The sequence below is a fragment of the Lysinibacillus sp. UBA5990 genome (assembly GCF_002429815.1).
In the GTDB taxonomy this organism is placed as follows: domain Bacteria; phylum Bacillota; class Bacilli; order Bacillales_A; family Planococcaceae; genus Lysinibacillus; species Lysinibacillus fusiformis.
The window spans coordinates 12906-30348 of record NZ_DJAY01000005.1; the positions used below are offsets into that span (position 1 = coordinate 12906).

Here is a 17443-nt window from a genome sequence, read left to right on the forward strand (position 1 = left end):
ACGTATGCATTCCCAATTAAAGTACGTTATAATTGATTTACTTACCTGCATAAAGGAGGGTTTTTTTGTTACAAGTACTTTATATTTTCATTCCAATGCTTGCTGCAATCTTTGTACCATTTTTATATAAAAGCATAAAAAATATTCATACTGGCTGGTTTGTTCTCGCTGTTCCAGCTACGCTCGTAGTTATTTATGCATCCTATATTGCACAAGTAGCTAAAGGTGGAGTATTTACCGCTAAACTTCCTTGGATTCCATCGCTTGATATTTCCTTCGTCTCCTATTTGGATGGCCTTAGCTTATTATTCTCGCTATTAATTACTGGAATCGGGTCTTTAGTTGTCCTCTACTCCATTTTTTACTTAGATAAACATAAAGAAAAATTACATAATTTTTATGTTTACTTACTGTTATTTATGTCTGCCATGCTTGGAGTAGTACAGTCAGATCATTTAATTACACTGTATTTCTTTTGGGAATTAACGTCCATTTCCTCATTCCTGCTCATTGGTTATTGGTATAACCGTGATGCATCACGCCTTGGCGCACTGAAGTCAATGATGATAACAGTTGGCGGCGGATTAATGATGCTAGGTGGATTCGTACTTCTCTACTTAATGGGAGGAACTTATTCCATTCGAGAGCTAATTATTATGGCACCAAATCTAATCGATCAACCTTTATTTACATGGTCGCTTGTTTTATTACTTCTAGGAGCATTTACAAAATCTGCGCAATTCCCATTCTACATTTGGCTACCAGATGCAATGGAAGCACCTACACCAGTAAGTGCATACCTTCACTCTGCCACAATGGTCAAAGCAGGTATTTATTTAGTAGCACGCTTTACCCCAATATTTGCGGCTTCCGAGCTCTGGGTATGGCTTGTAACAGGTATAGGTATTTTAACTTTATTCTGGGGTTCTTTCTTTGCAGTCAAACAAACGGACTTAAAAGGGATTCTAGCCTTCTCGACTGTTAGTCAACTTGGACTTATTATGTCCCTACTTGGGGCAAGCGCAGTTGCGTTTCATGCGAATGAATCAGTAGATACAATTAAATTCGCGGCATTTGCTGCCATCTTCCATCTAATTAATCACGCAACATTTAAAGGTAGTCTATTCATGATTGCAGGGATTATTGATCATGAAACAGGGACACGTGATATTCGAAAATTGGGTGGGTTAATGAGTATTATGCCTATCAGTTTTACAGTTGCAGCGATAGGAAGCTTATCGATGGCTGGTCTTCCACCGTTTAATGGCTTCTTAAGTAAAGAAATGTTTTTAACAGCCATGCTCTCCCTACAAAAGTTTGAGCTCTTTGGCTTTGATACATGGGGTGTGCTCTTCCCAATCGTCGCTTGGATTGCTAGTATTTTCACATTTATTTATAGCTTTTATTTTGTTTTCCGAACATTTAATGGCAACTACAAACCAGATCAATTACCTCATAAACCACATGAGGCACCTATTGGAATGCTAGTTTCTCCAATGCTTTTAGCGGGATTAGTTGTGTTCATATTCTTTATTCCGAATTTTATTGGCGATACATTTGTCAAACCGGCTGTTCTAGCGATTCAGCCATTTTTATACGAAACACCACAAGATATTGACATACAAGTAGCAGCTTGGCATGGGGTCAATCCCGAACTTCTGATGACGATAGGAATTATCATTATAGGGGTACTGCTATTTGTATCACTACCGAAATGGCAAGGAATGTATCAGCGATTCCCAAAGGCTTTCACCTTGAATAATGCGTATGACAAAATTATGCAGGGGTTAGATGTTGGCTTAAATCGCCTCTCTCGACTCTATATGACGGGTTCAATGCGCCATTATTTACTCTATATGTTTAGTGGTATTACTATTATCGTCATTGGTTCGCTTTTTGTAAAAAATGCCTTTAGTCTTTCATTCCAAGGGACCGCTCCGATAAGACCATATGAAATTATTTTAGTCGTGGTTTTATTAATTGGAACAGCTATCACCATTCTAGCCAAATCGCGGTTAACGGCCATTATAGGTCTGGGCTCTGTTGGTTATACGGTAGCTCTATTCTTTGTTATTTTTAACGCGCCTGATTTAGCCTTAACACAGCTTGTTATTGAGACCATATCTGTAGCCCTCTTTTTATTAGCATTCTACCATTTACCAAAGCTTGGTAAACGAGAAGAACGTATGAGATTTCAATTAAATCGAGCTGTTATATCCATTGCAGTCGGTGTCATGGTAACACTTGTCGCACTATCTGCCCATTCGCAAAAACTCATTCCTACTATTTCTAAGTACTATGAGGAAACCGTTTACTCTTTGGCGGGCGGAGGAAATATTGTCAACGTAATATTAGTAGACTATCGTGGCTTTGATACATTGTTTGAAATTACAGTACTCGCTATTGCTGGGATGGCCATTTTTGCAATGATTAAATTGCGTATGAATAGAAAGGAGAAAACACATGAAAACAAATGATGTGATAATACAATTTACGGCTAAAATTGTATTCTTCATTATTTTCTTCTTCTCCATTCATATTTTTTTAGCAGGTCATTACACGCCTGGTGGTGGCTTTGTTGGAGGGCTTTTAACCTCCAGTGCCATCGTGCTATTAGTATTAGCCTTTGATATCCGTACTGTACGACATATTTTACCTATTAATTACACGTATTTAACGGCTATTGGTTTATTATTAGCCCTTGCTACTGCGGCATTCCCTATGTTTGTGGGCGAACCTTTTTTTACACATTTCTTTGATTATTTCGATTTACCGCTTCTAGGCAAACAGTCTTTACACACGGCTATGCTTTTTGATAGCGGTGTCTATCTGGTTGTTGTGGGTGTTACGATGACCATTATTCAAACGATTGGAGAGGATGAATAATGGAAATAATTATGGCCTTTGTCATTGGCTTCCTCTTTATGGCAGCTGTCTATTTAATTTTATCAAAAAGTTTATTACGAATTATTATTGGTACAGGACTTTTAAGTCATGGTGCTCATCTACTTATATTAACGATGGGTGGTCTTGGTGGTGAGGCTCCACCCGTGTTAAACGAAGGAGCCAAAACTTTTGCAGACCCATTACCTCAGGCACTTATTTTAACTGCTATTGTCATTAGCTTTGGCGTCACAGCGTTTTTCCTAGTGCTGGCATATCGTTCCTATCAGGAGCTGCAAACTGATGATATTAGCTTAATGAGAGGAAGTGATGAGGATGAATAACTTCCTACTGCTGCCTATCATCATTCCGTTTTTCTTCGGTATGATTTTAATGTTTGGGCAAAAAAATCTAATTTATCAACGAACGTTTTCATTACTTGGAATTGGGATCTCCTTGATCACTGCCATTTCACTTCTAATGAAAGTGAAACATGATGGTATCCAAAAGGTCACTTTTGGAGATTGGCCAGTTCCTTACGGTATTACGATGGTTTCTGATATGGTATCTGCATTGCTCGTGACAACGACATTGTTAATTGCCTTTTTTGTTGTTTGGTATGGCTTTGGTTCTATTACGAAGGAACGTGAACGATTCTTTTATTACCCTGGTATCATGTTTATTTTAACTGGGGTTAATGGGGCTTTTACTACAGGCGATATTTTTAACTTATTCGTTTTCTTCGAAGTATTATTAATGGCTTCTTATTTACTGATCGTCCTAGGTGGCGAGAAAGGGCAACTGAAAGGATCGATTAAATATATTTTAATTAATGTTATTTCATCTGCCCTATTTGTCATTACTGTAGCCTTTTTATACTCGGTTGTAGGAACATTGAATATGGCTGATATTGCCGTTAAAATAGCTGAAATCAATCAACCAGGTATCATTACCGTTATAGCTGTACTCTTTTTAATGGTATTTGGATTAAAAGCAGCCATTTTCCCATTGTATTTTTGGCTTCCTACTTCATATGCAGCGGCTCCTATACCTGTACTAACATTATTCGGTGCACTGCTCACAAAGGTAGGTGTCTATGCGATTACACGTACCTATACATTATTCTTTGTACACGATTTATCCTATACTCATGATCTATTGATGGTACTTGCCATTGCTACAATTGTGGCTGGATGCATTGGGGCACTCGCTTACTTTGATGTCAAACTTATTATTATCTACAATATTGTCATCGCCGTAGGAGTTATTTTATTTGGTGTCTCACAAATGAATGAAGCTTCCTTAAAGGGAGCAATGTTTTATTTAGTACACGATATGCTCATAAAGGCTGCACTCTTTATGTTAATCGGTATGATCATCTACATTACAGGTACATCTGATTTGCGTAAGATGGGTGGTCTGATGAAAAAATACCCGGCACTTGGTTGGTGTTATTTAATTGCAGCATTTGGCTTAGCCGGAATTCCACCACTTAGCGGATTTGTTGGAAAACTATTGATTGTTCAAGGTGGCTTTGAAGCGGGAAATATGTGGAGTAGTATTTTCATATTAGCATCATCACTGCTCGTACTACTTTCCGTAATTCGTATCTTCATCTATGCCTTTTGGGGCGAGGAAAAAGAAACGAAGGTTATCGTTGACAGATCTATCTACAAGATGCTGTTTATGCCTTCAGCCCTTTTAGTACTTATTTCTGTCGCATATGGTGTCGGTTCCGAATGGATGATACCATTTATGGACGATGCAGCAAAACTTTTAAATGATCCATCTATCTATATAGATGCTGTGATGAAGGGGGATTAACGCTGTGGCATTTCAAATGATTTTAAACTTTGTACTTGCCTTCGTATGGATGTTCCTATCCTCTAATTACACAGCAACCGGCTTTATTATTGGGTTCATAATGGGCATCATTTTACTCATAATAATGCGAAGATTTTTTAAATCTCGTCTTTATGTCTACCGCCTATGGGCCCTTTTAAAATTAACTTTGCTGTTCTTTAAAGAGTTAGTATTAGCGAATGTGCAAGTACTGAAGGTAGTATTAAAGCCTAAATTGGACATGCAGCCTGCCTTTTTTGCTTATCCTACTGTATTAACGGAAGATTGGGAAATTACATTATTATCCAGTCTTATCACTTTAACGCCAGGAACTGTAGTCGTACATGTATCGGATGATTCTAAAACACTATATGTACATGCTATTGATATTAGTGATGTGGATGAGGCTGTTGCTTCCATTCGAGATTCATTTGAGAAAGCGATTTTGGAGGTGAGTAAATCATGACAACATTTATTATAACGGTCATTGTAGTGATTTGCTTATCGATGATTGCGGTCATTTATCGAATGATCAAAGGACCTTCAGCATCTGACCGTGTAGTCGCTTTAGATTCACTGGGTGTCTCACTTATTTCCTTGATTGGACTATTTTCGATATTAGTGGAAACAAGCTTCTTCCTTGAGATTATTTTATTGCTAGCGATTTTATCATTTATTGGTACAGTTGCTTTCTCTAAATTCATAGAGAAAGGAGATATCATTAAACGTGACAATTCTCGCTAATAGTTTAGTTATCTTTTTCATTTCTGTTGGAGTACTTTTTATTGTCGTCACAGCTATTGGGCTTATCCGCCTACCTGATTTATATACGCGAGCACATGCTGCCTCAAAAAGTGCTACACTTGGTGTCATGTGTGTACTAATTGGTGTATTCTTACACTTTTGGCTAATTGAAGATCATTTTAATCCACGTATATTACTAGGGATACTATTCCTCTTCATCACTGGCCCTGTTGGAGGACATATTATGACCCGCTCCTCTTATATTGCTGGTGTAAAGCCTTGGAAAGGTACAGTACGTGATGAATTAGGTCCTGAAATTGACAGAATGAAAAAAGAACAAGACGCACAATAAGACATATAAAAAATCTGCTCAATCGTTCTGAACGAGCAGATTTTTTTATTGGTTTATTATATATACCCTTTGGAAGTTAAAATACTAGTCAACTGTTCCACACACTCTTCTATCGTATGATGTTCTGTATCTAAAATAATTTCTGGGTTTTCTGGTTCCTCATAAGGGGCACTAACACCAGTGAAATTAGATATTTCTGCTTTTCTCGCTTTTTTATATAGACCCTTGGGATCACGTTTTTCACATGTTTCTACTGAACACTTTACAAAGACCTCGATAAATTCACCATCTTCAACAAGCGCACGGACCACCTGACGATCTTCTCGATAAGGCGAAATAAATGCCGTTAATACAATTTGACCACTTTCTATAAAAAGCTTCGAAACTTCCCCTATACGACGAATATTTTCTTTTCGTCCTGCCTCATCAAAACCTAAATCCTTGTTTAGGCCATGGCGGACATTATCGCCATCCAACACAAAGGCTTGGTTGCACCTTTCATATAATTGACGGGCAAACGCATTGGCTATAGATGATTTTCCTGAAGCAGACAAGCCCGTAAACCATAAAATAAAGCTTTGATGTTTATTTTGAGATCGACGCTCCTCTTTTGTAACGGAGGCCTCATGCCAAACAATATTCGAACTCATTTGACTACCTCCTTTTGCATGCCTTTTATTAATACTTCTACTACCTCTTTACGGCTAAATGTACTTGGTGGTACTTCCCCATTGCGTAGCATCTCTCGTACTTTTGTTCCTGATAAAATAATATGGGCAGAGCTATCGTGTGGACAAGTTTTTGTAGTAGCCATTCCTTCACATTGCTGACAATAAAAACTATGCTCGAACTTTAATGGAACAATCCCTAATTCATCTTCCGTAAACTGTTCAAAGATTTTTTGTGCATCGTACGTTCCATAGTAATCCCCTACACCTGCATGATCTCGTCCGACGATAAAATGTGTACAGCCATAATTTTTCCTTACAAGTGCATGAAAAATGGCTTCTCTTGGTCCTGCGTAACGCATAGCAGCCGGAAACACTCCTAATTGCACACGATTTTCAGGATAGTAATTTTTTAATAGAATCTCATAGCTTTCCATGCGGATAGCCGCAGACACATCATCCGACTTTGTTTCACCAACAAGTGGGTTTAAAAATAAACCATCAATCGTTTCAAGTGCTGCCTTTTGGATATATTCATGCGCTCGATGCACCGGGTTACGCGTTTGAAAGCCAACAATGGTTTGCCAACCCTTTGAAGCAAATAGTTGACGGGCTTCCACCGGATCAAATGAATACGTAGGAAACTTTTGTGCCAGACGTTTGATTAAAGTAATTTTCCCTCCGACATATATGGTAGGACGTTCATGTAGCTTGTGAACGCCAGGATGTGCGAGATCCTCAGTACCATATACAAGTAATGCCTCTGTTCGCTTATTCGGCTCAAAAATATCAGCCACCTGAATAACGCCATAAGTTTCACCTTGGTAGACTAATTTTACCTCTTCGCCAGGTTGTAATGTTGCTGCCTTCTCTTTCGTCACAGGGAGGGTAATTGGAATACTCCATACTATACCTGATGCTAATCGACTTTTTTCCACTACTGATTCATAATCTGCTTGTGTTAAAAAGCCTTCGATGGGGCTGTAGCCACCTATGGCAATTAACTCTAAATCACTCAAAGAAATGGCATCCAGCTCAATCTCCTTATGAATAGTTGTCATATCCTTTTCGGGATGAAAAGCTTGCACAAGAAACCCTCCATGTGGTTGTAAACTCATATAATCTCCTCCTAATTCTAGTTAAATACTAAGTTTAATAGTTGAAATGTATGAAAGATCAACATCAATGATGTTGTAATACTAGTGAAATTAAATACCCTCTCCTGCATCATATATGGATTGTTCTTCTTCTCGCATTGTACGCATTAAACTAATAACCCCAAGCGTTCCAACGATAATGCTGCCATTCAAAATAATCGCATAAAGATCTTTTTCTAAAAACAACTGCACTAAAAAATAAGAAATGGCTAATGAAAAAATTGGGGATACAACCCATATACGAATAATCTTTTTCACAATATGCTTATGGAAAATTTGTTTTCCGTTCTTCGCCATGCCCATTCCAATAATAGAGGAAGATGTTACTTGCGTTAGTGGCACTGGAAGTCCAAAAATGGAGCTTATACCAACAAGGAGCGCACCCGTACTTGAAATTAAAATACCCTCTGCCTTTTGAAAACGTATGATTTTCTTACCGTTTGTTTCAAGAACTCGTTTTCCAAGTAGGATGGCTCCTATAGCGACAAATGCACCCCCAAGCATAATGCCGATAGTAACATCCATCATGCCAGCACCTACAAGCGGTCCAACTGCATTCGCAACATTATTCATACCTGCCGAAAAGGCTTCAAAAAATCCTGCTAATACAAGTAGAACCGTTAAAATTGGATGATCTTTTAGTAGCCCCCTGTGCTGTAATTTATATAACAACTTCCCACATATAAGGGCTATAACAAAAGCTATAAGTGGGACGATAACCCAAAAGGACATGATAACAAGTAAAGAATGGACGAATAGCACTTTATAAGCCATTCCCACACCAACGACTGCACCGACGGTCACCTCACTCGTAGATAAGGGGATGCCTAAAAGATTGGCAAAAAATAAACTGCTTGTTGCAGAAATTAAAATAATGATGACAATTTTCACCGTAATATATTCCTGAGGCATAATGCCTGAGCTAATCGTTTTGACTACTTCTCCTCCGCCTAAAACTGCTCCACTATAAACTCCTATGGCGCATAACAGTAATGCTTGCCAAGCCTTTTTTATAGCTCCGGCCCCATAAGCAACTCCCATCGAAGCAGCTGCTCCACTTGCACCAATATTCATTGCAAAAAATAAACTAATAGCTATGGCGAAATATTCTAGCATGGCATAACTCCTTTATTCATGTAACCCACATTCCGTCTTACCAGAGCCTTGCCATCTACCTGAACGTAAATCATCCATCGTAAACGCCGGCTTTGTACAATGCTCACAGCCGATACTTGGATAGCCCTGATCATGCAAAGGATTGTATGGCAAATTGTGTTTTGAGACATATCGCCAAACATCCTGCCATGACCAATGGATAAGTGGGCAAACTTTAATCGACTTAAATTTATCATCACGATTAAGAAAATTTGTCTGTTGACGTGATGGCGATTGTTCACGACGCAAACCAGATATCCAAGCCTTTGTACCTGAAAGGGCTTCATGTAAAGGCTTAATCTTGCGTATAGCACAGCATTGATTTGGATCTGACTTCCATAGTTCATCACCATATTGCGCCGCTTGTTGTTCAAGTGTAAGTGCAGGCTTTTTCATCACAATATTTAATTGTGGATATTTTTCCTTTACACGCTGGATCGTTTCATAGGTCTCTTTAAAATGAACATCTGTATCTAAAAAGACAATGGTTGCATCTGGCTTTACCTTTGAAATGAGATCAATTAAAACTATGCCCTCTATCCCAAAGCTACAGGCATAGACAATTTCATTCCCATACTCTTGATAGCTCCACTGTAAAACCTCTAATGCTCCCTTATACGTTTCATCAACTTGAAAATTAATGTTTGGCTCTTGCCAATTTGCATGTGTTAACATTGAATCCCCCTCATAGCGAAAAAAGGCGTTCTAACAAAAGACACCCAAAAACATGTCTTTGTTAAAACGCCTCTAGTTTGACTAGCCAGCTCATTATTCAACGATTTTTCACTAGTAATTGCTACCTCGTTCTATAATCGTCTTTTCTTATTACCAAATATATACTAAAGTACACCAAGCAGTCAACTAGGCTTTTGAAATATATTATGCTATTAACCCATTTTTGACACTCTTAGTTGCATAAGATAAACGATAGCTAAGTAAATCACCGTTATTTTCAACATTTCATAATTCCTTGTTGACTAATAGGAAATATATGTTTAATGTATTATCTACAAATACTAAAATGCTGATCAGAGGATCTGAAGGCCATCTACCTATGACGAATAATCGTGATAGGGGATGGCCTTTTGCATTCTTTAGCCGAAAAAGGAGCGAAATGGAATGAAGAAAAGGAAGAATGTCTTTCAATCTTTGGCACTGCTAGCTGTATTAACTTTATCTGTAACAGGATGTAGTAGTGCTACCTCAAATGAAGAAGCAAGTGGCCAGAAAGGTAACAAATCAGTAGAGCTATTAAATGTATCCTATGATCCAACACGCGAGCTTTACGATGAGTTCAATCAAGATTTTATAAAAAAGTGGAAGGATGAAACAGGACAGGATGTCACGATTAAACAATCTCATGGAGGCTCAGGAAAACAAGGTAGAGCAGTGATTGATGGCCTCGAAGCAGACGTTGTCACGCTTGCTCTCGCCTATGATATTGATGAAATTGCCCAAACTCGTGAACTGCTGAATAAAGATTGGCAAACAGAATTTGACCATAACTCTACTCCATATACATCCACTATTGTCTTTTTGGTACGCAAGGGCAACCCGAAAAATATACAAGATTGGGATGATCTCATCAAAAAAGATGTATCCGTCATCACCCCTAACCCTAAAACATCTGGTGGTGCAAGGTGGAACTACCTAGCTGCTTGGGGATATGCTGGAAAGTTATATAACAATGATGAAACAAAAATAAAAGAATTTATGAAATCACTATACAGCAATGTTGAAGTACTAGATTCTGGTGCCCGAGGTGCTACCACAACTTTTGTGGAACGAAAAATTGGGGATGTCTTAATTGCATGGGAAAATGAAGCTTACTTATCACTTCATGAATTAGGAAAGGACGAATTCGAGATTATTACTCCATCATTAAGTATTTTAGCGGAGCCACCAGTGGCGGTCGTTGACAAAATCGTCGATAAAAAAGGAACACGCGAAGTAGCCGAGGCATACTTACAGCATTTATATAGCGAAACAGGTCAAGAAATTGCTGCCAAAAATTATTACCGCCCTCGCAATGAAGCTGTTCTAGCTAAATATAAAGACCAATTCCCTCAGCTCGAACTTGTTTCTATCGATGATTTTGGTGGCTGGACAAAAGCACAAGCAACTCACTTTAAAGACGGTGGTACCTTTGATGAAATCTACTTACCACAATAAGGAGTGTTCTGATGAGTAGTTTAACCTTGACGAAGAAATCACGTCGGATTATTCCAGGATTTCACCTATCTCTTGGATATACGATGTTATATGTTAGTTTATTAGTGTTATTACCACTTTCTATGATTTTTTTCCATACGATGTCCTTAAGCTGGACTGCGTTTCTCGATATTATCACCGATCCTCGTGCTGTTGCTTCCTATAAAGTGAGCTTCAGCACAGCCTTCATTGCAGGTCTATTAAATGTACTTTTCGGTACAATTATCGCTTGGGTTCTGGTTCGCTACCAGTTTCCTTTTAAAAGGATGATTGATGGATTAGTAGACTTACCCTTTGCTTTACCTACTGCTGTAGCGGGGATTGCTTTAACATCACTCTATGCCCCCAATGGTTGGATTGGCCAATTTTTTGATTTTAAAATTGCCTTTACGCCCCTTGGTATTATAATTGCCTTAACTTTTATTGGTCTCCCTTTCGTTGTACGGACAGTACAGCCAGTAATGCAAAATATTAGTGCTGAAGTCGAGGAGGCTTCTGCTAGCCTTGGGGCCAATCGTTTACAAACCTTTCGTAAAGTGATTTTACCAGAGTTACTACCAGCCATATTAACGGGCTTTTCATTAGCCTTTGCCCGTGCTCTAGGAGAGTATGGCTCGGTTGTTTTCATCGCTGGAAATATGCCGATGAAAACCGAAATTACCCCTTTAATTATTATGACTAAACTTGAGCAATACGATTATGCGGGTGCCACTGCAATTGCAGTAGTAATGCTTGTTACTTCATTTATTTTATTATTAACCATTAACGTCATACAGTGGCTAGCCAATCGTCGGTTTGTACATTAGGAGGAGCTATATGGAACAATCAACATTTATTCAACAGGCTAGTACTGAAAAAAATAAGGTGTTTAAGTCTGCCGCCTTACAGGAGCCTCGTGTTATTCGCTATACGCTTACATTTATTGCATTAGCCTTTTTAGCTTTTTTTATCGTCCTACCATTAGCTTCAATTTTTATTACAGCCTTTCAAAAAGGTGTTGATGTTTACTTCGCAGCTATCACACATCCAGATGCATTAGCTGCTATTAAACTCACTTTAACAGTTGTAGCAATTGCTGTACCTCTAAATGCAATCTTTGGCGTAATGGCTGCATGGACCCTTACAAAATTTAATTTTAAGGGGAAAAATCTTTTACTAACCATTGTTGATTTACCTTTTGCGGTCTCCCCTGTTATCGCAGGTTTGGTATTTATTTTACTATTTGGATCGCAGGGATTATTTGGTGATTGGTTATTCGCCAAAGATATTAAAATTGTTTTTGCCCTACCTGGCATTGTCCTTGCGACTATATTTGTCACACTGCCCTTTGTTGCTCGTGAGCTAATACCTCTAATGCAAGCACAGGGTACGTCTGAGGAAGAGGCGTCAATTTCGCTTGGTGCAAGTGGCTTTAAGACATTTTGGTATGTCACCTTACCTAATATTAAATGGGGTTTATTTTATGGTCTAATTTTGTGTAACGCACGAGCTATAGGAGAATTTGGTGCAGTTTCAGTTGTATCTGGCCATATACGAGGCATGACGAATACAATGCCCCTTCATATTGAAATTCTCTATAATGAATATCAATTTTCAGCCGCCTTTGCTGTTGCATCCTTAATGAGTGTCATAGCTATCTTTACTTTAATTTTAAAAGACATAATTGCATGGAAGTCCAAATCTAGTTAAAAGGAGATGATCAGCATGAGTATTCAAATTCAAAATGTCTCGAAAATATACGGATCCTTTCAAGCATTAGAGGATATTTCTATTCATATTCAGTCAGGGGAGCTTGTTGCATTGCTTGGCCCCTCTGGATCAGGAAAAACCTCTCTATTACGTGTTATTGCAGGGCTGGAAACCGCCGATACGGGTGATATTTTTTTTGATGGACATTCCATGACGGATCGGCATCCAAAGGAACGTAATGTAGGCTTTGTGTTTCAGCATTATGCCCTATTTCGTCATATGACAGTCTTTGAAAATGTCGCCTATGGCCTAAAGGTTCGCCCTCGGAAAACTAGACCTACTAAGCAAGAAATACGAGACAAAGTGATGGAATTGCTACAATTAGTGAAACTCCAAAATTTCTCTGACCGCTATCCTACACAGCTTTCAGGTGGTCAAAGACAGCGTGTGGCACTTGCAAGAGCACTTGCAGTAGAGCCGAAAGTTCTTCTGCTAGATGAGCCATTCGGGGCACTCGATGCAAAAGTTCGCAAGGAGTTGCGTCGCTGGCTACGAAAGTTACACGATGAATTTCATATTACAAGTATTTTTGTAACGCATGATCAAGAGGAAGCATTGGATGTGGCAGATCGTATTGTTGTCATGAACAATGGCAAAATCGAGCAAGTTGGGAGTCCCGATGAGGTATATACGCATCCCCAAAGTCCATTTGTCTATGATTTTTTAGGGAACGTTAATCTTTTTAAAGGACGCTTACATAACGGTAAGCTGATGCATGGAGAAGTTGCACTGGATGTGCCTGATGTACAATCACATACAAAAGATAATGTGATTGGTTATGTTCGTCCCCATGATATACAAATAGAAAAGGTAAGTATTCCAGGTACGGTTCCCGTCAAAATCAATCATATCCATCTGTTGGGACCAATTGTCCAAATTGAGCTACGCCGTGAAGATTTAGATGAATTTTTAGAGGCAGAATTATCAAAAGAACAGTTCTATCATCTTCAGCTTGAAGTGGGCGATCATGTATTTGTTAGGCCGAAGCAATTAAAGGTCTTTATCCCCGAAGATTACTCCATTTAAAAAACCATGTAGCAAATTTCTTTGCTACATGGTTTTTCTATTTATTATATGTGAAATTCTTTACCATCATATACAGCCGTCACATATCCAGCACGAATGACAAAATCACCAAAATGTTCACCGTCTAAACGTTCCTTCGCATAATGTACAAGAATTGGTCGTAGCTCCGCTAGTATCTCTTCCTCACCTATATTTTCACGATAGATTTTATTCAATCGATTACCAGTAAAACTTGCCCCAAGATATAAATTGTATTTCCCAGGACCTTTACCGATAAAGCCTATTTCAGCCATCGCTGCTCGGGAGCAACCATTTGGACAGCCTGACATCCGAATAACAATTTCTGTATCATTTAACCCAGTTTCATCAATGATTGTTTCCATTTTTGTAATAAGAGATGGCAAATAACGTTCCGCCTCCGCCATGGCTAAACCACAGGTTGGTAAGGAGACACAGGCAATGGAATTACGGCGCAATGCGGAATAATGCGCACCATCCGTCAGCTTATATTGCTCTATAATAGCATCAATCATTTTCTTTTTCTGTGGTGTTACATTACTAATCATTAAATTCTGGTTAGGAGTTAAACGGAAATCACCTGTATGCACCTTAGCTATTTCACGTAACCCTGTTAACAACTCATAATCTTGAAAATCTTTAATGCGGCCGTTTTGAATAAATAGCGTATAATGCCACTTACCCTCTGCCCCTTTAATCCAACCGAACTCATCTCCTGTACGTTCAAACGTATAAGGACGCGCTTCTTGAATACTCCAACCCAAACGTCGCGTTAATTCTTCGTTAAACCATTCTAGTCCTCTTGCATCAATCGTATATTTGAAACGTGCATTTTTACGAACTGAGCGATTCCCATAATCCCGCTGAATTGTTATAATCTTTTCTGCTGTTTCCAATAGTTTATCTGGTGTAATAAAGCCAATTTCACGCGCAAGCTGTGGATAGGTAGCATGATCGCCATGCGTCATCCCCATTCCTCCACCAACAGCTACATTAAAGCCAATCAGCTTTTGATCTTCTACGATCGCGATTAGTCCGATATCTTGTGAAAATACATCGACATCATTACTTGGCGGAATCGCAATGCCAATTTTAAATTTACGGGGCAAATATTGTTCTCCGTAAATCGGTTCAATTTCTTCATCCTGACTGTCTATTACCTTTTTTCCATCTAACCATAATTCATGGTATGCACGTGTACGAGGTAGTAAATGCTCACTTAGTTTAGCAGACCAATTATAAACTTCTTCATGTAATGTTGATTGATTTGGGTTTACATTACACATAACATTACGGTTTACATCCCCACAGGCGGCAAGAGAGTCCAATAACACGTCATTAATTTCTTGCATATATTTTTTGACATTCCATTTTAAAATACCGTGCACCTGAAACGCTTGACGTGTAGTTAGTTTTAAGGAGCCATTGCCATACTTTCTAGCCATTTCATCCATTACAAGCCATTGTTCCGGCGTAGCCGCTCCTCCAGGTGTTCGTACGCGTACCATGAATTGATAGGCAGGCTCTAGTTTTTGTCGTTGTCTTTCATTGCGAAGGTCTCGATCATCCTGTAGGTAACTACCATGGAATTTCATTAAACGATTGTCATCCTCAGGAATACCAGAACTTAATGGGTCATTCATAGTCCGTTCGAGTGTCCCACGAAGATAATTACTTTCCGTCTTAATACGCTCTACATCACTTGGTTTCCCTGACTGTGTAGGCAAAACAATTTTCTCTGTCATTCTTTATCGCTCCTTTAATCCATTACACCTCTCCAGAGGCTTTGCTTGCTAGCAAATAGTCATCTTCCTACGAGGAAGAGTTTTTTTCTTAATAAACATCCCGTTGGTATCGTTTTTGTTGCTTTAGTTCTTGCACAAGGGCTTTTGCTTGCTCAGACGTTTTCTGCCCCTGCTGCTCTATAATACGGTGAATGGTTGCATCCACATCAGCTGCCATTGATTTCTCATCACCACATACATAAATGACAGCACCTTGCTCAAGCCATTCATAAAAATTAGCTGCATTTTCTTCCAATTTGTGTTGAACATAGACTTTTTTATCGGTATCACGTGAAAAGGCTATATGCATTTGGCTTAATGTGCCAGAAGCTAGCCAGCGTTGCCAATCTGTTTGATAGAGGAAGTCCGTGACAAAATGCTGATCACCAAAAATAAGCCAAGATTTTCCCTCTACCCCTAACTCTTCTCTTTCCTCTAGGAAAGCTCGATACGGTGCTATACCTGTGCCCGCGCCAATCATTATTATGGGTGTTTCCTTCTGCTCAGGTAATCTGAAATTTGGATTTTTATGAACATAGATTGGTAATGTAGCGCCAATTTGAAGTTCTGCCACACTGCCTGAACATACTCCCAGACGTTGTCGACCGTTCGTCTCATAGCTTACCTTGCTAATCGTTAAATGCACCTCATCATGATTCGCCAATTGGCTACTTGCAATGGAATACAGTCGTGATGGAATTTTTCGCAGAATGTCCACGAATTGTTGCGCACTCCATGTGAAAGGAGCAAAATCCTCTACTACATCAAGTAAATCCCTTCCCTTGGCATAATCCTTCCATGCATTAGGTTCTTCTAATAACGATGAAAACTCATTATGTTCTGTGTAAGCTTTAATTTTTTCAAGAACTGGCTTAGATAACACTGTAATTTCCAATTTTTTTTGTAAGGCATTCTTTAAGGACACTGTTTCATCAAACACAGTCACCTCAGTAGCTGGATCAAATTGTAGTACTCCCAGTAATGCATCGACTAATGGCTCACTATTTTCCGGTTGAATCCCAATACTGTCTCCTGGCTCAAATTGAAAATTAGCCCCTTCAATGGATAACTCTAGATGACGTGTCTCTTTGTTGGAGCCGCGACCATTTAGATTAATATTTTCTAACACTTCAGCGTAAAATGGATTTTTTCTTGAATATGTAGTAGCTCCTTGTATTTCATCGCTCTGTGTTGAAGTAACCGATATTGTAGTAGCCTGTTTGAGAAATTCTTGTTGAACAGCTGAGAACCATTGAGCAGCAGCGTCATCATAATCCACATCGCAATCAGTACGAGGAACAATTCTTGTTGCACCTAGTTTGGCAAATTGCTCATCAAAGTCTTTACCTGTTTTACAGAAAAATTCATAGGAGCTATCCCCTAATGCAAGTACCGAATATTGAAGATACTCTAGTTTTGGTGCTCGTTTACTATGCAAAAATTCATAGAACTGGATCGCCTGATCAGGTGGATCACCCTCACCATGTGTACTCACAATAAGTAATAGATTGTTGATTTTCTTTAAGTTACTTGCTTTAAATTTCCCTAATGATGAGACCGTAACGTCTACGTTTTGAGCCTTTAATAGAGAGGCATATTTTTCAGCTAGCCCTTGACTATTACCTGTTTGGGAACCATATAAAATCGTCATGGTTTTCGTAATAGGGGCTGTTGCTGGGATCGTCTCAACTACGGCCTCCTGAGTAGCTTGTGGTGCACTTAAATAACCGTTTAACCAAATTTTTTGCTCCAGTGTTAATTGAGGTAAAAGTTCGTTTAATAATTTTACCTGCTCTTCATTAAATGGACTGTTTATAACTTGCAGTTTCAATCTTTGCCACCTCGCGAATCGTT

The 17443-nt window shown here is 38.9% G+C and carries 17 protein-coding genes; 11 read left to right on the forward strand and 6 right to left on the reverse strand.

Annotated elements, in window-relative coordinates; genetic code table 11:
- The first annotated feature begins 65 nt into the window (after positions 1–65).
- From B3D94_RS02935 to mnhG, 7 genes are read left to right on the forward strand one after another with little or no spacing between them, the layout of a single operon-like run.
- Complete coding sequence (locus B3D94_RS02935) at positions 66–2477, forward strand: Na+/H+ antiporter subunit A (protein ID WP_291754501.1); 2412 nt, start codon at positions 66–68, stop codon at positions 2475–2477.
- Positions 2464–2886: a Na(+)/H(+) antiporter subunit B gene (locus tag B3D94_RS02940; RefSeq protein WP_008178127.1), complete on the forward strand. Its 423-nt coding sequence runs from the start codon at positions 2464–2466 to the stop codon at positions 2884–2886. Before B3D94_RS02935 ends, B3D94_RS02940 begins: the two co-directional genes overlap by 14 nt.
- The gene (locus tag B3D94_RS02945; protein WP_008178124.1) at positions 2886–3227 is read left to right on the forward strand and encodes a Na(+)/H(+) antiporter subunit C; all 342 of its coding nucleotides are present in this window, start codon (positions 2886–2888) and stop codon (positions 3225–3227) included. Before B3D94_RS02940 ends, B3D94_RS02945 begins: the two co-directional genes overlap by 1 nt.
- On the forward strand, positions 3220–4707 hold the full coding sequence (locus B3D94_RS02950; RefSeq protein WP_069482448.1) for a Na+/H+ antiporter subunit D: 1488 nt from the start codon (positions 3220–3222) through the stop codon (positions 4705–4707). The genes B3D94_RS02945 and B3D94_RS02950 overlap by 8 nt, the downstream gene beginning before the upstream one ends.
- A 4-nt stretch (positions 4708–4711) precedes the next feature.
- Positions 4712–5191, forward strand: coding sequence for a Na+/H+ antiporter subunit E (locus B3D94_RS02955; RefSeq protein WP_069482449.1), 480 nt, complete (start codon positions 4712–4714; stop codon positions 5189–5191).
- Entirely contained in the window at positions 5188–5469 is a 282-nt protein-coding gene (locus tag B3D94_RS02960) for a Na(+)/H(+) antiporter subunit F1 (protein WP_008178119.1), read from the forward strand. Before B3D94_RS02955 ends, B3D94_RS02960 begins: the two co-directional genes overlap by 4 nt.
- On the forward strand, positions 5453–5821 hold the full coding sequence (gene mnhG / locus B3D94_RS02965; RefSeq protein WP_069482450.1) for a monovalent cation/H(+) antiporter subunit G: 369 nt from the start codon (positions 5453–5455) through the stop codon (positions 5819–5821). Before B3D94_RS02960 ends, mnhG begins: the two co-directional genes overlap by 17 nt.
- Positions 5822–5877: 56 nt before the next feature.
- On the opposite strand, the gene cysC is transcribed toward mnhG, so the two are convergent.
- From cysC to B3D94_RS02985, 4 genes are all read right to left on the reverse strand, one after another.
- Positions 5878–6471 carry an adenylyl-sulfate kinase gene (cysC, locus tag B3D94_RS02970; RefSeq protein ID WP_069482451.1) on the reverse strand — a complete coding sequence of 198 codons (594 nt, stop codon included), beginning with the start codon at positions 6469–6471 and terminating at the stop codon, positions 5878–5880.
- Complete coding sequence (sat, locus tag B3D94_RS02975) at positions 6468–7607, reverse strand: sulfate adenylyltransferase (protein WP_069482452.1); 1140 nt, start codon at positions 7605–7607, stop codon at positions 6468–6470. Before sat ends, cysC begins: the two co-directional genes overlap by 4 nt.
- 90 nt (positions 7608–7697) lie before the next feature.
- On the reverse strand, positions 7698–8762 hold the full coding sequence (locus B3D94_RS02980) for an inorganic phosphate transporter (protein WP_069482453.1): 1065 nt from the start codon (positions 8760–8762) through the stop codon (positions 7698–7700).
- A gap of 12 nt (positions 8763–8774) precedes the next feature.
- The gene (locus B3D94_RS02985) at positions 8775–9476 is read right to left on the reverse strand and encodes a phosphoadenylyl-sulfate reductase (RefSeq protein ID WP_291754516.1); all 702 of its coding nucleotides are present in this window, start codon (positions 9474–9476) and stop codon (positions 8775–8777) included.
- Between the two features lie 444 nt (positions 9477–9920).
- On the opposite strand from B3D94_RS02985, the gene B3D94_RS02990 reads away from it, so the two are divergent.
- From B3D94_RS02990 to B3D94_RS03005, 4 genes are read left to right on the forward strand one after another with little or no spacing between them, the layout of a single operon-like run.
- Positions 9921–10973, forward strand: a complete 1053-nt coding sequence (locus tag B3D94_RS02990; protein WP_291754518.1) for a sulfate ABC transporter substrate-binding protein — start codon at positions 9921–9923, stop codon at positions 10971–10973.
- An 11-nt stretch (positions 10974–10984) separates the two neighbouring features.
- A complete protein-coding gene (gene cysT / locus B3D94_RS02995; RefSeq protein WP_069482456.1) occupies positions 10985–11818 on the forward strand; it encodes a sulfate ABC transporter permease subunit CysT in 834 nt (277 codons plus the stop codon).
- Positions 11819–11828: 10 nt separating this feature from the next.
- Positions 11829–12701, forward strand: a complete 873-nt coding sequence (gene cysW, locus B3D94_RS03000; RefSeq protein WP_291754520.1) for a sulfate ABC transporter permease subunit CysW — start codon at positions 11829–11831, stop codon at positions 12699–12701.
- Positions 12702–12716: 15 nt separating this feature from the next.
- Positions 12717–13787, forward strand: coding sequence for a sulfate/molybdate ABC transporter ATP-binding protein (locus tag B3D94_RS03005; protein WP_291754522.1), 1071 nt, complete (start codon positions 12717–12719; stop codon positions 13785–13787).
- Between the two features lie 44 nt (positions 13788–13831).
- Here the strand turns inward: B3D94_RS03005 and cysI are convergent, their stop codons facing one another.
- Positions 13832–15550, reverse strand: coding sequence for an assimilatory sulfite reductase (NADPH) hemoprotein subunit (gene cysI / locus B3D94_RS03010; protein WP_291754524.1), 1719 nt, complete (start codon positions 15548–15550; stop codon positions 13832–13834).
- A gap of 88 nt (positions 15551–15638) precedes the next feature.
- The gene (locus B3D94_RS03015) at positions 15639–17420 is read right to left on the reverse strand and encodes an assimilatory sulfite reductase (NADPH) flavoprotein subunit (RefSeq protein ID WP_069482460.1); all 1782 of its coding nucleotides are present in this window, start codon (positions 17418–17420) and stop codon (positions 15639–15641) included.
- Between the last annotated feature and the right edge of the window lie 23 nt (positions 17421–17443).